Below are 14,963 nucleotides of genomic sequence, written 5' to 3'. Positions count from 1 at the left end.
GCAAGGCCGGGAGGGTGGGCCAGGAGGGCCGACGGGTTCGGATAGGGCGACGGCCCGCGTGCCGGCGTTAGCCGGTGCGCGGGCCGTCGGGCCGTCGTGAGCGACGTGCGGGCTGTCAGGCGGAGCCTGGGCCGCCCGGGGCGCCGTGGCAGCGCTTGTACTTCTTGCCCGAGCCGCAGTAACACGGCGCGTTGCGGGACGGGCCGCTCGACTCGGCCTGGGCCGGGTTCGTGGTCGGGCGGCGACGGCTGCCCGAGGACGCCGACGTGTGGGCCGGGCCGGCCGGCACCGGGGAACCGCCGGCGCCGATGCCCAGGGCCGGAGCCGCGGGCTGCTGCTGGATGACGGGCGAGCCGCCGCCCGCTTCGCCGTCGATGGCCGGGGCCGTGTATTGCAGGTTCTGCGGGCGGCGACCGCCGCCCAGGCCCTTGGCGCGGACCTCGACCTGCGAGCCCTCGCCCTCCGGCGCCGCGACGGCCTTGCCCGGCAGCGGCACCGCCTTGCTCGGGTCGACGGTGATGGTGGGCTGCTCCTCGACCTGCACCTCGAGGTTGAAGAGGAAGCCGACCGCCTCCTCCTTGATGCCCTCCATCATCTGGTTGAACATGTCGAAGCCCTCGCGCTGGTACTCCACCACGGGGTCGCGCTGGGCATAGGCCCGCAGGCTGATGCCCTCCTGCAGGTAGTCCATCTCATAGAGGTGCTCGCGCCACTTGCGGTCGATCACGGCGAGCAGGACCTGGCGCTCGAGCTCACGCACCGCCTCCGGGCCGAGCTCCTCCTCGCGCACCTTGTAGGCCGTCTGCGCGTCTTCCTTCATCTGCTGAATCAGGAAGTCCTGATCGATCGTGCTGCGCTCGCCGCCGCTCTCCTCCACGACGTCGTCGATCGTGAGGGTGACCGGGTAGAGCCGCTTGAGGTTGGTCCACAGCTGGTCGAGATCCCAGTCCTCGGCATAGCCGTCCGAGGTGGCGGCCCGCACGTAGTCCTCGACCACATCGTCGATCATGTGGCTGGCCTGGTCGTGCATGTCCTCACCGTCGAGGACCCGCTTGCGCTCGGCATAGATCACCTGGCGCTGCTTGTTCATGACCTCGTCGTACTTGAGGACGTTCTTGCGGATCTCCGCGTTTTGACCCTCGATCTGGGTCTGCGCGCTGCGGATCTGACGGGTCACCATCTTGGACTCGATGGGCACGTCCTCCGGGATGTTGAAGCGCTCCATGACCGCCTCGACGGCGCCCGCGCGGAACCGCTTCATCAGGTCGTCCTGCAGCGACAGGTAGAACCGGGACTCGCCCGGGTCGCCCTGCCGGCCGGACCGGCCGCGCAGCTGGTTGTCGATGCGCCGCGAGTCGTGCCGCTCGGTGCCCAGCACATAGAGACCGCCGGCCGCGATCACCTCGGACGCCTCCTGCTCGCAGGCCTCCTTGACGCTGGGCATGACCTCTTCGAGCGCCTTCGCATATTCCTCGGGCGACTCCACCGGGTCGAGGCCGCGCTGGCTCAGCTCGTTCGCCGCCAGGAAGTCGGGGTTGCCGCCGAGCAGGATGTCGGTGCCACGACCGGCCATGTTGGTGGCCACCGTGATGCCGCCCTTGCGACCCGCCTGGGCGATGATCGTCGCCTCCTGCGCGTGGAACTTCGCGTTGAGCACGCTGTGCGGCAGGCCCCTGCGCTTCAGCAGGGTGGCGAGGATCTCCGAGTTCTCCACCGAGACCGTGCCGACCAGCACCGGCTGACCGGTGGCGTGGCGCTCGGCGATGTCCTCGATGACGGCGTTGAACTTCGCCTTCTCGGTCTTGTAGATGACGTCCGGGTGATCGATGCGGATCATCGGCCGGTGCGTCGGGATGCTCACCACGCCGACGTTGTAGACCTTGTTGAACTCGCCGGCCTCGGTCTGCGCCGTGCCGGTCATGCCGCCGAGCTTGTCGTACAGCCGGAAGTAGTTCTGCAGGGTGATGGTCGCCAGGGTCTGGTTCTCCTGCTTGACCTCCACCCCCTCCTTGGCCTCGATGGCCTGGTGCATGCCCTCGTTGTAGCGGCGGCCGTGCAGGATGCGCCCGGTGAACTCGTCGACGATCAGGACCTCGCCACCCTCGTTGACGATGTAGTCCTTGTCCTTCTTGTAGAGCTCCTTGGCCTTGATGGCGTTGTTCAGATAACCCACCAGCGGCGTGTTCACCGACTCGTAGAGGTTGTCGATGCCGAGCCGGTCCTCCACCCGGGAGACGCCGCGCTCGGTGATCGCGACGGTGCGCTTGGCCTCGTCGACCTCGTAGTCGCCCTCGCCGTCCTTGCCCTTCTGCAGGCGGCCGACCAGGGCGGCGAACTCGCCGTACCACCGGGCCGAGTGCTCGGCCGGGCCAGAGATGATCAGCGGGGTGCGTGCCTCGTCGATCAGGATCGAGTCGACCTCGTCCACGATCGCGTAGTTGTGCCCGCGCTGCACCAGCTCGGTCGCCGCCCACGCCATGTTGTCGCGCAGGTAGTCGAAGCCGAACTCGTTGTTCGTGCCATAGGTGATGTCGCACTCGTATGCGGCGCGGTGCTCGGCGGCCGGCCGGTTGGGCAGGATCACGCCGACGGTGAGGCCGAGGAACACGTGCACCCGGCCGACCCACTCGGCGTCGCGCTGTGCGAGGTAGTCGTTGACCGTGATGATGTGCACGCCCTTGCCGCTCAACGCGTTGAGGTAGGCCGGGAACACACCGGTCAGGGTCTTGCCCTCACCGGTCTTCATCTCGGGGATGTTGCCGAAGTGCAGCGCGGCGCCACCCATCAGCTGGACGTCGTAAGCCCGCTGACCCAGCACTCGCCGGGCCGCCTCGCGGGCGGTGGCGAAGGCCTCGGGCAGCAGTGAGTCGAGCGACTCGCCGTCGGCGACACGCTCCTTGTACTGCTGCGTGAGGTCCCGCAGCTCGTCGTCGGTCAGATCGACGTAGTCATCCTCGATCGAGTTGACCGCGTCAGCGATCGCCTTGAGCTTTCGCACCAAGCGGCCTTCGCCGGCGCGTAGGACCTTTTCCAATATCGACACGGGTCAGCGCTCCCCTAAACAGTCTGCCGAACCATGGTAGGCGTCCCGCCCGGGCGGGCGTGAGCCGAGCCTCCGGTTAACCGCATAAATAGCGCGAAACGACCCGGCCAGTTCGCTGATAGCTGAGTCGGGAACCGAATGGGCGTCGCGCGCGTCGCGGGTGCAGGATGGGGCCGGTGGAGCCCCTCGAGCTGCGTACCGAAGACCTGGTGTTGCGCACCTGGCGCCCCACCGACGCCGCGGCGGTGCACCGGGCCTGCCAGGATCCGGTCCTGGCCCGATGGTCGCATCTTCCCGAGCCGTTCCTGCCCGGCGACGCCGAGCGGATCGTGCACGAGATGATCGTCTCGCACCGGACGGAGACGGCTGTGCCGCTCGGCGTGTTCGATCCGGCCGGCGAATTTCTCGGCAGCGTCGACCTGCGCGGCCGGGACGCCCGCCGCGGCACCGCCGAGCTGGGCTACTGGACGGCACCCTGGGCGCGCGGCCGGCGTGTCGCGGAACGAGCCTCCCGAGCACTGCTGAGCTGGGGTTTCGAGCATCTGGGGCTGACCCGGGTGGATTGGCGCGCCACGGTCGGCAACCACGCGTCCCGGCTGATCGGCCTGCGGCTGGGCTTCCGGATGATCGGCCGGCGGCCCGGGCGGGACGAGGAATGGCTGGCTGCGCTCGTACCCGGAAAACTCACCAAGGCCGGGCACGAGGTCGACCCGGCGGTGCGCCGCCAGGCCGCGGTCTTCGGCGCGGAGCAGCCGGTGCTGGCCGCGGGACCGCTGCGCCTGCGCCCACTCGCCGACCGGGACCGGCCGGGCATCGTCGCGGCCTATCAGGACCCGCAGATCATCCGGTGGTACGGCGTGCCGGAACCGTTCACCGACGGCCACGCCGAGCGGCTGGTGCACGGCGATGCGGTCCGCGAGTGGGCCCGCGGCGTCGAGGCGATCTTCGCGGTGGCCGGCCCGGACGACGCCTGGGCGGGCCTGATCGACGTCCGGGTGGACGAGAAGGACCCGCGGATCGGCGAGGCCGGTTTCCTGATCGCGCCGCAGGTCCGCGGCCAGGGGTACGCGTCCGAGGCGTTGCGCGCGATCACTCGTTGGGGTTTCGAGGAACTCGGCCTGGTCCGCGTCCAGTGGCGCGCCGAGGTCGGCAACGACGCGTCCCGGCGGGTGGCGGAGAAGGCCGGTTTCCGCATGGAAGGCCTGCTGAGGCAGTCTCTGCAGGAGGACGGCCGGCGTTATGACTGCTGGGTGGGTTCGATGTTGCGGACGGAGATGGTGGCCGGGTGAGTGTTCCGGAGATCAACGGCAGTGGGGTGCGGCTGCGCGCGTTCGGTCCCGCCGACCTGGACGAGCTGGTGGGTCAGGACGATCCGGCCGCCCAGCGCTTCCTGCCACAGTTGCCGTTGCCGTTCAGCCGGGCCGACGCGACGGACTTCCTGCGCCAGGTCTCGGCCAGCGAGGGCCACTGGGCGATCGCCGACCCGGCCACCGATGGGCTGCTGGGCAGCGTGTCGCTGGACCGTGCCGACACGGCCCGCGGGCAGGCCGAGGTGGGTTACTGGGTGCTGCCGCACGCCCGCCGGCGCGGAGTCGCCACGGCCGCGGTGAACGCGGTGGCCGAGCACGCGTTCCGCACCGGCTTCGCGCGCCTCGAGCTGCTCACCCGGTGGCCCAACTCCGCCGCCCAGCGGGTGGCGCTGGCGGCCGGCTTCCGGCGTGAGGGCGTGCGGCGCGCGCTGCTGCGGGACCGGGACGGCGGCCGCGAGGACGCGGTGACGTTCGTGCGACTGGCCGACGACCCGCCGGGCCCGGTCGCGCGCCTGCTGCCCGACCTTCCCGGCGGCGAGCTGACCGACGGCGTGGTGACGCTGCGTCCCCTGGGCGAAGGCGACATCGACTTCTGTATGGCCCTGCACAGCATCCCGGACGTGATCAACACCAGCGTGCCGCCGGAGCCGCCGAACCCGGCCAAAATCCATCAGCGGTGCACCTGGGCGGCCGCGCACTGGCTGGCCGGCAACCGCGCCGACCTGGTCGTGGTCGACGCGGCCACCGGCACGCCGACGGGCGACCTGGGCCTGTTCTATTTCGAGCCGTCGCTGCAGCAGGCGATGATCGGCTACAGCCAGCTGCCGGCCTGGCGGGGCCGCGGCTACGTCACCAGAGCCGTGCAGCTGCTGTCGCTGTGGGTGTTCGCCGAGACGGACATCGCCCGCCTGATCGCCGGCACCTTCCCGGCGAACAAGGGTTCGCAACGGGTCCTGGAAAAGGCCGGCTTCCAGCGGGAGGCGCTGATGCGGTCGCGTCTCCCGGGGGTGGAGGGCCGGATGGACGACCTGCAGTACGTCCTCCTCCCGGAGGACGTACTGAGGTCGGCGGCGCCTAGCCCGTCTGCTCCAGGCTGAGGATGCCGTAGTCATAGCCCCGGCGTCGGTAGACGACGCTCGGGCGGCCGCTCTCCTTGTCGTGGAAGAGGTAGAAGTCGTGGCCGACGAGCTCCATCTGGAAGAGGGCGTCGTCGACGGTCATCGGATCCGCGGGGTGTTCCTTCTCGCGGACGATGCGCCAGGGCTGCGTCTCGTCGTGTTCCACGAGCGCGGCGGCCGGCACCGGTTCCTCCTCCTTCGCCGGAGGTGAGAAGTCCGGCAGATCGGTGGGCAGTCCCGCGGTGGCGACGGCCACCGAGACGGGGGCATGCCGCCCACGGTGGACGCGGCGGCGGTCGGCGGCGCGACGCAACCGGGCATCCAGCTTGCTGATGGCGCTGTCCAGGGCGGAGTAGAAGTCCTTCGCACAGGCCTCGGCGCGCACCACGGGCCCTCTGGTCATCACCGTGATCTCGACGCGCTGGCACTTCTCGGACTGTCGCGGGTTGCGTTCGTGGAAGAGCTCCACGTCGGCTCTGATCAGCTTCTGGTCGTAGCGTTCGACCTTGCTCAGCTTGTCGGCGACATGTTCCCGATAATGATCAGGAACCTCTACGTTGCGGCCCTTGACGACAATGTCCACTCGTGACCTCCCCCAACGTTGGTGCAGAGACGCGATGCTGGTTTCGGTGACGCCGGAGGATCGCGGAGCGATCTTGGAAAGCGACACCGATCGGCTTGCGACGGCTCCTTTCCGGTGCGGCGGGTCTGCGGAAGACCTCGCTCCGGGTGGCGGGAAAGTGTGGTGTCTTACCCTCGTCATCAAGACGCTAACGTGCGGATGCCCGCTAGTCACCCCTCGTACGGGGAACCACCAGGATGACGAAAGACACCGGGCGACAATCCGGCCGGAACGGTCGCGGCGGTCTTGCGCAAGCGTGTCGCGGCGAGCACCGCGGACCCTGTCACCTGCATGTTCGCCCCCTCCAACCGGCCCGTCACCGCGGCCAATGTGGCCCCCGTGGTGACGATGTCGTCCACCACTATCAGGGTGCTCCTCATCGTCTCCGCGCGTTGTGAAAAACGAATCCGGGACCGTCGGATTCGCAGCGAATTCTCAGCCACCGCACGCCGTCCGGCAGCGTCCAGTGACGCTGAGTCGGGTCGTGGGAGCACCCGGAGCGGCTGACCGATTCGAGCCTGCCAGCCGGCCCCGCGCAGCCGCCGCACGGCGTGTGTGGCGAGTCGCTTCATGTGGTCCCCATAACGCTCCCGTTGCGCACGAGTGGTCGACGGCACCGGCACCACCAGCACCGGCACGCCCGGATCCGGTGACACCTCGGCGATCGCGGTCGCGAGCAGCGCACCCAGCGGCCGGGCCAGACCATGACGACCTTTCTCCTTGTACGCCAGCAGCACGCCCCGCAACGCCCCGCCATAAGCACCAGCGGCCACGCAGAGCGGCATCCCGGGCGGCGGTGGGGTCGGTGCGGTCGGATAGGGCCGCAGCCCCTCCAGCTCCGTCACACAGGTCGCGCAGACCCCGTGGCGCAACGGCACCCGCTCGGCGTCGCATCCGGCGCAGGCGCTCGGCAGGATCAGGTCCGTGAGGTCGGCGAGCATGGCGGGTCAGCAGTCGTCAGCAGTCGTCGGAGTCGTTGGAGTCGTCATTTGTCGTCAGTAGTTGTCGTCAGTAGAGGAAGAAGGGCGCGCCGGGCAGTGCGGCCGGCGGCGGATCGGCGACCGCCTCGGTGAGGTCCTGCACCCCGATCCGGGCGGTGTCGCGGTCGTCGTAGGCCGCGCCGTTCTGCACATAGGCCACCGCGCCCGCCGACTCGGGCACCTTGGTCGGGCTGGCCGGCATCGCGGTCAGATAGGTGACCGGGTTTTCGCCCAGGTCGTCGAGCCGCGGGGTCTGGGTGGAGCCGTCGATCGACACCTCCCGGATCGCGACCCGGGGCACGTCCATGCGGGTGCCGGCCAGCACCACCACCGTCTCGCTGGTCCAGTCGACCGCGGTCAGGTCGGTCAGCTCGGTGCGCACCACGTGCGGCGAGGAGATCTGCACGCCGTCGTCGCTGCGGCTCAGCGCGGCCACATAGAGCTGACCGCCGGCCAGGATCGCGATCCGGTGCGCGTCCGGCGCCACCGACACTCCGGTGATCGGGCCGGGCCGGCCGCCCGGCCACTGCACCTCGCTGATCGGCCTGCCGTTCGCCCCGAAGCCGAACAGCTTGCCGGCGGAGGTGACCAGCCCGGAGGTGCCGTCGTCGGCGCCCACCGCGGACTTCGCCCAGACCGGCCGCCCGATCGGCTCGGCCAGCCGGATCTCGCGCAGCGCGGCGAACTCGCCCGCGCCGGCCGCGCCCACCTTGAGCACCCGTCCGCCGGACCCGGTGGCGACCAGCGCCGCATAGGACCGGCCGCCGGACACCGCGAGCGCCGCCATCTCGATGTTCTTGTTGTCCTCCGGCCGCACGATCGGCACCGGCTGACTCGAGTTGTAGGACCCGCTGAGCCGCTTGATCTGACCCTGGTAGACGACGAACCGCTCGGGCTCGGCGATCTGCCGGTAGGACGGGTTGGCGGTCAAATAGTCCGTGCCGGTGTATTTCTGATCCACCGAGTGCTCGATGATCAGCTCCAGCGTGCCCGGCAGGTTGGGGCGCAGCGACCAGCGCAGCTGTTTCTGCAGCCGGTCCAGCGCGCCGACCTGCTCCTCGTCCGCCGGCAGCGCCTGCCCGCTGAGGCTGATCTGCAGCGTCTGGTTGGAGATCGCGGGCACGTTGCCGATCGACTTGGTGCCCTCCGGCAACGCCTCGGCGACGCCCGCCAGCCACGGCGCCGGGCCACTGGTCAGCCAGTCGATGATCTGTGTGGGCTGCTGCTCGTCGGGCACGCTCTCCGGCAGGTAGCGCAGGTCCGGGATGAGCCCGGTGTGGTCCTGGTTCCAGAAATAGATCGTGCGCTCGGTGTAGAACCGGTCCAGCGCGGTGTCGCTGAGCAGCAGCACCGGCGGCGCCTTGGTGATGAACAGCCCGCTCTTGCCGGCCGCGGTGCCGACCTCGAACTCGTATTTGACGATCCGGTCGTCGGCGGACGGCTCGAACAGGCCCTTCTGCCGCAGCGTGCCGACCTCACGGGCGCGCACCTCGACCTTGGCGCTGCCGGGGTTGTGGAGCGGATCCTCCTCGACCGGCCGGACCACTTTGATCAAATCGGCCGGTGGCCGGAACGTGGCCGCCGCGGTCTGCGACAGGAACGCCTTGGCCCGCTCGGCGGCGCCGTCGAAGTCGCCGGCCGCCGCGGTCAGGTAGTTTGTCACGAACTGCCCCGGCTCGGCGGTGTCCTCGCGCTGGACCCGGGCCGGCGTGCCGTCCACCCCGGTGATGGCGCCGGTGGACGGGCCCGGACGCAACGGGCGGACCTCGGTGTTGTCCGGGATGCCGCAGCCGCTCGCCAGCACGGCGATCAGCGCCGCCACGGCGAGCCCGGCCCGGCGCCGCATGGGGCCACCTCCGCGGACGCTGCACCCAAGGAGGCCACCTCCGCGTGCGCTGCGCCCAATGAGGCCACCACCGCGGGCGCGGCCCCTCACGAGGTCACCACCGCGGGCGCGGCGCCTCATCAGGTCACCTCCGCGGGTGCGGTGCTTCATGAGGTCACCTCCGCGGGTGCGGTCGGGACGACGTCGCGGTCGCGCGGGATCAGTGGCAGTGGCGCGGCCACCAGCCGGTCACCGGCCCGGACCGGCAGGGTCAGCCGGAACTGCGCGCCCTCGCCGGGCGCGCCCCAGGCCTCCAGCCAGCCGCCGTGCAGCCGGGCGTCCTCGACGCTGATCGACAGGCCCAGCCCGGTGCCGCCGGTCTGCCGCGCGCGCGACGGGTCGGCCCGCCAGAAGCGGTTGAACACCAGCCGCTCCTCGCCCGGCTTGAGCCCCACGCCGTGGTCCCGCACGGTGATCGCCACCGCCGCGTCGTCGCTGGCCATGGTGATCTCGACCGGCCGGCCCTCACCGTGCTCGACCGCATTGCCGACCAGGTTGCGCAGCACCCGCTCGACCCGGCGCGGATCCACCTCGGCGATCACCGGGGTCTCCGGCAGCCGGAGCACGATCTGCACACCGACCCGCTCGGCCAGGCCGGCCAGCCGCTCGGCGACGCGCTCCAGGATCGGGGCCAGGTCGGCGTGCTCCGCGTCGAGCGCGGCGAACCCGGCGTCGAACCGGCTGATCTCGAGCAGGTCGGTCAGCAGGCTCTCGAACCGGTCGAGCTCGGCCTGCAGCAGCTCGGCGCTGCGCGCCACCGCCGGATCGAACTCGTCGCGCTCGGAGAAGATCAGGTCGGCGGCCATGCGCACCGTGGTCAGCGGGGTGCGCAGCTCGTGCGACACGTCGGAGGTGAACCGGCGCTGCAGGCGGGACATCTCCTCGAGCCGCACGATCTGCCGCTGCAGGTTGGCCGCCATCTGGTTGAACGAGGCGGCCAACAGGGCCAGGTCGTCCTCGCCGTCGACCCGCATGCGCTGATCGAGCAGGCCGGCGGAGAGCCGCTGGGCGGTGCGCGCGGCCACCCGCACCGGGTTGACCACGAGCCGGGTGACCAGGGCCGCGACCACGCCGAGCAGCAGCACCAGCGCGAGGCCGGTGGCGAGCACCATAGTGCGGATCTCGTTGGCCGCCCGGTCCTCGGTGGTCAGCGGCACCAGATAATAAAGCTCGAGGTGGCCGAACTTGGTCGGCACCGGGGTGCCGTAGACCAGGTATTTCGTCGGCACGCCGTCGACCGTCACGGTGCGGATCTGCTGCGCCTCGGAGCCCTGCCGGCCGACCGTGTCGACCATCTTGGCGGTGATCAGCTGCGAGACGTCGGCGCGGGTGGAGGACACCGGCCGGATGTTCGCGAACCGGAACGAGCGGATCGCCACGACCGTGCCCCGGCTGGTCGACGGGTCGGCCGCCAGGGTGATCGTGTCGTCGAGCGTGGTCGGCAGTTTGGGGTCGATCGCCGAGATGTGGATGCTCAGCTGCTGCTGGGCCAGAGCGCCCTTGTTGCGGCCCTGGGCGAACACCTCGTCCTGCGCGCGGCTGAGCAGGATGTCGGCGCTGCGGAAGGCCATGAACCAGCCGCCCGCGGCCACCAGCACGCTGGACGCCACCAGCGTGATGGTGACGACCCGCAACTGCAGCGACCGGCGCCAGGCCCGGCGGGCGGGCGAAGTGAACACCCGCGCCCGGCGCAGGAACAGACGCCAATAACGCCGCACCACCCGAAGGGTGCGGCGGACAGGCATGGGCAACCAGGCAGGAGCGCGCATCTCGCCGAGAAGATTAGCGCTCGCCCCTGACAACTCACGGAACCTGTGGACAACGGCCCCGGCGGGGCCGGGGGTTCCGCCCGGGCCGGAGGCACCCGGGCCGGTCGCAGCCCTGCCTAGCCGGTGCCTGCCTTGTAGCCCACGCCGCGCACCGTCAGGATGATCTCCGGCCGCTCCGGGTCCGGCTCGATCTTGGCGCGCAGCCGCTGGACGTGCACGTTGACCAGCCGGGTGTCGGCCGCGTGCCGGTAACCCCAGACCTGCTCGAGGAGCACCTCGCGGGTGAACACCTGGCGCGGCTTGCGGGCCAGCGCGACCAGCAGGTCGAACTCGAGCGGGGTGAGCTTGACCTCCTCACCGTCGCGCGCCACGGTGTGCGCCGGCACGTCGATGGTGATCTGGTTGCCGGGCGGCCCGATGGTGAGCATCTCGGGCGCCGCGTCCTCGCCGCGCCGCAGCCGGGCCCGCATCCGGGCGACCAGCTCCTTGGGCTTGAACGGCTTCACCACGTAGTCATCGGCGCCGGACTCCAAGCCCAGCACCACGTCGACGGTGTCGCTCTTGGCGGTCAGCATCACGATCGGGATGCCCGACTCGGTGCGGATGGCTCGGGCCACATCGATGCCGCTCATCCCCGGCAGCATCAGGTCGAGCAGGACGATGTCCGGCCTGCTCTCGCGGAACGCGGCGAGCGCGCGCTCGCCGTCAGCCACGAACGACGGCAGGAATCCCTCGCTGCGCAGGACGATGCCGAGCATCTCCGCGAGCGCTGGATCGTCATCGACAACGAGTACCCGGGCTCTCATGCGGTCCAATATTGCACTGTCTCCCTCGGTGGCGCGGTACCCGGGGGTGATCATGCCGCGAAAAGCCCTCTCCCCCAGTGATCTCCAGCCCCGGACAAACCGGGCGGGCAGGCGAACAGCGCACTGGAGACGTGCCGAAGATATTCGTTCATCTCGTCCTTGCGCGCCAGGCTCAGTTGCACCGGGATGAAGGACTTCTTCGGATCCCTCTGGTACGCGATGAAGAACAACCCGGCGTTCAACCGGCCCAGTCCGTCCGAGCCGTCCACGAAGTTGTAGCCACGGCGCAGCATCCGGGCCCCGCCGTTGGTCGAGTGGTGCGCCAGCCGGACATGAGCCGTCTCGGCCACCAGCGGATCACCCTGGTCGTCCACTGCGGTCAGGTTGATCTCGTCGAACTCGTCGGCCTGCCCGATCGGCGCGCCGCTGCCCTTGTGCCGGCCGACGATCATCTCCTGCTCGGCCAGCGGCGAGCGGTCCCACGTCTCGATCAGCATCCGGATCTTGCGGGTCACCAGATATGACCCGCCGGTCATCCACTCCGGCCCGTCGCCCGCCTGCACCCAGACGTGCTCGCGGAGCATCGCGGCCTCCTCGGCCTTCACGTTCTCCGTGCCGTCCTTGAAGCCGAACAGGTTGCGCGGCGTGACCTGCGCCTGGGACGTCGACGAGGTGCGCCCGAATCCGAGCTGCGACCAGCGCACGCTGACCACGCCCATGCCGATCCGGGCCAGGTTGCGGATCGCGTGCACCGCCACCTGCGGATCGTTGGCGCAGGCCTGCACCCCGATGTCACCGTCCGAGATGGCCGGCTCGAGCGCGTCGCCCGGGAACCGCGGCAGCCGCTCGAGCGCGGCGGGCAGGCGCGCGGCCAGCCCGAAGCGGTCCCGGCCGGTGGCGTCCCGGAACAGCGACGGTCCGAACCCGACGGTGATGGTCAGCCCGGAGGCGGGCAGGCCGGTGGCCTCGCCGGTGTCGTCCGGCGGCGCCTCCGCGATGCCGTTCATCGCGCCGATGTCGCCCGCGTCCTGCCCGTTGGTCATCCGCCGCGCCGCGTGGGTCCAGTCCTTGAGCAGCTGGATCAGCCGGTCGCGGTCCTTGGTGATCACGTCGAACGCGACGAAGTGCAGCCGGTCCTGGGCGTCGGTGACGATGCCGGCCTGGTGCGCGCCGTCGAACGGCACGGTGCCGTCGGCGCCGGGCGCCTGGCGCCCGTCGGTGAAGAAGGCGCTCGCCACGCCGGCCGCGCCGGCCACCCCGGCCACGCCGACGCCGGCGAGCGCGATCGCCCGCCGGCGGGACACCTTGCCGTCAGTCATGCCGGATCACTTCTGGGAGACAACTGCGGCCACCTTGCTGATCGGCTCGGCCAGCGCGTTGATCGCGTCGGACAGCCCCTTCAGGTCGGCCTCGGTCAGTTCGTTGTGCAGCTTCCAGCCGTCGCCCGCCCGGTATTTGCCGAGCGTGCTGTCGACGTTGGCGAACTCGGTGTCGAGCGTCTTGACCAGTGCCGGGTCGCGCTCCTCGAGCACCGGGCGAAGAGACGCGATGGCCGCCTTCGAGCCCTCCACATTGGCGTTGAAGTCCCACAGGTCGGTGTGCGAGTAGCGGTCCTCCTCGCCGGTGATCTTGCCGGTGGCGACCTCGTCGAGCAGGCCCTTGGCGCCGTTCGCGAGCTGCAGCGGGGAAAGCTTCTCGGCCTGCGCCTTGGCGACGATCTCCTTGACGTCGGCCAGCAGCTTGTCGGCCAGCGGGCCGTCCTTGCTGACGTCCGGCTTCGCGGCCCACAGGTCCTTTTCGATGCGGTGGAAGCCGGTGAACTCCATGCCCTCCTCGACGACCTCCTCGCGACCGTCGATCTCCGGGTCCAGGTCACCGAAGATCTCGGCCACCGGCTCGATCCGCTCCCAGTAGGTGCGGGTGATCGGGAACAGCGCCTTGGCCTCGTCCACCTTGCCGGCCTTGACCGCGGCGACGAACTCCTCGGTCTTGACCAGCAGCGCGTCGGTCTGGCTCTTCACGTACCGCGAGTAGCTGGCGGTGGCCGCGGCCAGGGCGGCGTCGTCGGTCAGCGGCGCGGACGAGCCGGACACGGTGAACGCGGCCCGGATGCCCTTGCCGATCATGCCCGGCTTGCAGGCCGTCTCGTACGAGCCGGCGGGCAGCTCCACGTGCAGCTCACGGGACAGGCCCGGAGCGATGTTCTCGACCTCGCCCATCACCCGGTCGCCCGGCGCGTACACGTAGAACTCGGTGACCTTGTTGCCCTTGTTGGTGATGCTGAAGACCGCGGTGCCGGCGTCGGACGTGGCCTTGCCGACCTCGCAGGCGGTGTCCGACGCGGCGACCGCGATCGGGCCGCCGGCGGCGGTCGTGGCGCCACCCGGTTCGTCACTGCCGTCACCACACCCGGTGAGAGCGGCGCCGGCCAGTGCGGCCGCCGCGGCGAGAGGGATGAGACGTCGCATGATTCTCCTATTGCTGCGGCGCGGGCGCCGGGACGGGTTCCGGGGTGGACGGCTGCTGCTTGCGGGCAGGCCGGACGAGGAAGATCAGCAGGACCGGCAGGCCGTACGCGATCCAGGCGACGACTTCGAGCACCGAGGCGGTCGGGGTGATGTTGAACATCCCGGTGAGCAGGGCCGTGTACCAGGCCGAGGGGTCGAGCACGCCGCTGACGTCGTACGCCAGGGTGTTGAGGCCGGGCAGCACGCCGGACTCCTGCAGGTCGTGCACGCCGTATTTGAGGATGCCGGCGGCGACCAGGATGAGCAGGGCGCCGGTCCAGGTGAAGAACACCGAGAGGTTGATCCGGACCGCTGTCGCGTACATCAGGTAGCCGATCACGATCGCGCTCGCGATGCCGCCCAGCAGCGCGAGCAGCGGGCTGGTGTTGTCCGACGCGCCCTGCACCGCGGAGTAGAAGATCAGCGAGGTCTCCAGCCCCTCGCGGACCACCGCCAGGAACGCCATCACGGCCACCGCGATCGAGCCGACCTCGAGCGCGTCGGTCAGCTTGCTGCGCAGCTCACCGGCGATCGACCGGGCGGCCCGGCGCATCCAGAAGATCATCCAGGTGACGAAGACGACGGCCAGGATCGAGGCGATCGCCTCGAACAGCTCGCGGTGCTCGTATTTCTGCAGCAGCGTGGTCGACGTGTAGCTGAGCAGCCAGCCGAAGAAGACGGAGAGTGCCACCGCCAGGCCGACGCCGGCCCAGACCTGGACCAGCCGGTCCTTGCGCTCGGACTTCACGAGGAAGGCGACGAGGATGCTGACCACCAGCGTGGCTTCCAACCCCTCGCGCAGGCCGATGAGGTAGGTGGCGAGCATGCTTCTCCGTCGTTAGGCCGTCCTAAGTAAGGTTCGCCATACCTTAGGCACCGATAGGCCCTGCACGTCAAGCCACGGTTGTATCGCTCACGCCACA

At 70.2% G+C, this 14,963-nt stretch carries 10 protein-coding genes and 2 pseudogenes; 2 read left to right on the top strand and 10 right to left on the bottom strand.

Translation table 11 applies throughout. From position 1 onward, the window contains the following. Nucleotides 1–115: 115 nt before the first annotated feature. Both ACZ6TI_RS11420 and secA read right to left on the bottom strand, forming a co-directional pair. Nucleotides 116–445: pseudogene (locus tag ACZ6TI_RS11420) on the bottom strand (SEC-C metal-binding domain-containing protein); the annotation flags it as partial. A gap of 77 nt (nucleotides 446–522) precedes the next feature. After that, nucleotides 523–3,043 (bottom strand): annotated as a pseudogene (gene secA, locus ACZ6TI_RS11415) (preprotein translocase subunit SecA); the annotation flags it as partial. Nucleotides 3,044–3,219: 176 nt separating this feature from the next. On the opposite strand from secA, the gene ACZ6TI_RS11410 reads away from it, so the two are divergent. Then, nucleotides 3,220–4,332: a GNAT family N-acetyltransferase gene (locus tag ACZ6TI_RS11410; RefSeq protein WP_465344887.1), complete on the top strand. Its 1,113-nt coding sequence runs from the start codon at nucleotides 3,220–3,222 to the stop codon at nucleotides 4,330–4,332. Further along, the gene (locus tag ACZ6TI_RS11405) at nucleotides 4,329–5,450 is read left to right on the top strand and encodes a GNAT family N-acetyltransferase (RefSeq protein WP_465344886.1); all 1,122 of its coding nucleotides are present in this window, start codon (nucleotides 4,329–4,331) and stop codon (nucleotides 5,448–5,450) included. The genes ACZ6TI_RS11410 and ACZ6TI_RS11405 overlap by 4 nt, the downstream gene beginning before the upstream one ends. Here ACZ6TI_RS11405 and hpf read toward each other — a convergent pair. The 8 genes from hpf to efeU all read right to left on the bottom strand — a co-directional run bounded on the left by hpf (nucleotide 5,428) and on the right by efeU (nucleotide 14,866). Beyond that, nucleotides 5,428–6,054 (bottom strand): ribosome hibernation-promoting factor, HPF/YfiA family, encoded by a 627-nt coding sequence (gene hpf / locus ACZ6TI_RS11400; protein ID WP_465344885.1) that lies wholly within the window; start codon nucleotides 6,052–6,054, stop codon nucleotides 5,428–5,430. The genes ACZ6TI_RS11405 and hpf overlap by 23 nt on opposite strands. A gap of 209 nt (nucleotides 6,055–6,263) precedes the next feature. Further along, on the bottom strand, nucleotides 6,264–7,034 hold the full coding sequence (locus ACZ6TI_RS11395; protein ID WP_465344884.1) for a ComF family protein: 771 nt from the start codon (nucleotides 7,032–7,034) through the stop codon (nucleotides 6,264–6,266). 67 nt (nucleotides 7,035–7,101) lie between these two features. After that, complete coding sequence (locus ACZ6TI_RS11390) at nucleotides 7,102–8,919, bottom strand: LpqB family beta-propeller domain-containing protein (RefSeq protein ID WP_465344883.1); 1,818 nt, start codon at nucleotides 8,917–8,919, stop codon at nucleotides 7,102–7,104. 146 nt (nucleotides 8,920–9,065) lie between these two features. Continuing rightward, nucleotides 9,066–10,703 carry an MtrAB system histidine kinase MtrB gene (gene mtrB, locus ACZ6TI_RS11385; RefSeq protein WP_465344882.1) on the bottom strand — a complete coding sequence of 546 codons (1,638 nt, stop codon included), beginning with the start codon at nucleotides 10,701–10,703 and terminating at the stop codon, nucleotides 9,066–9,068. Nucleotides 10,704–10,843: 140 nt separating this feature from the next. Next, complete coding sequence (gene mtrA, locus ACZ6TI_RS11380; protein ID WP_465344881.1) at nucleotides 10,844–11,533, bottom strand: MtrAB system response regulator MtrA; 690 nt, start codon at nucleotides 11,531–11,533, stop codon at nucleotides 10,844–10,846. A 50-nt stretch (nucleotides 11,534–11,583) separates the two neighbouring features. Continuing rightward, nucleotides 11,584–12,852, bottom strand: a complete 1,269-nt coding sequence (gene efeB / locus ACZ6TI_RS11375; protein ID WP_465344880.1) for an iron uptake transporter deferrochelatase/peroxidase subunit — start codon at nucleotides 12,850–12,852, stop codon at nucleotides 11,584–11,586. Nucleotides 12,853–12,858: 6 nt separating this feature from the next. Then, complete coding sequence (gene efeO, locus ACZ6TI_RS11370; RefSeq protein WP_465344879.1) at nucleotides 12,859–14,001, bottom strand: iron uptake system protein EfeO; 1,143 nt, start codon at nucleotides 13,999–14,001, stop codon at nucleotides 12,859–12,861. A gap of 7 nt (nucleotides 14,002–14,008) precedes the next feature. Next, nucleotides 14,009–14,866, bottom strand: a complete 858-nt coding sequence (efeU, locus tag ACZ6TI_RS11365) for an iron uptake transporter permease EfeU (RefSeq protein ID WP_465344878.1) — start codon at nucleotides 14,864–14,866, stop codon at nucleotides 14,009–14,011. Between the last annotated feature and the right edge of the window lie 97 nt (nucleotides 14,867–14,963).

The organism is Actinoplanes sp. NPDC051388, from assembly GCF_055586225.1.
The sequence above is the reverse complement of the archived record's forward strand: the minus strand, read 5'-3'. Positions and strand labels throughout refer to the sequence as shown.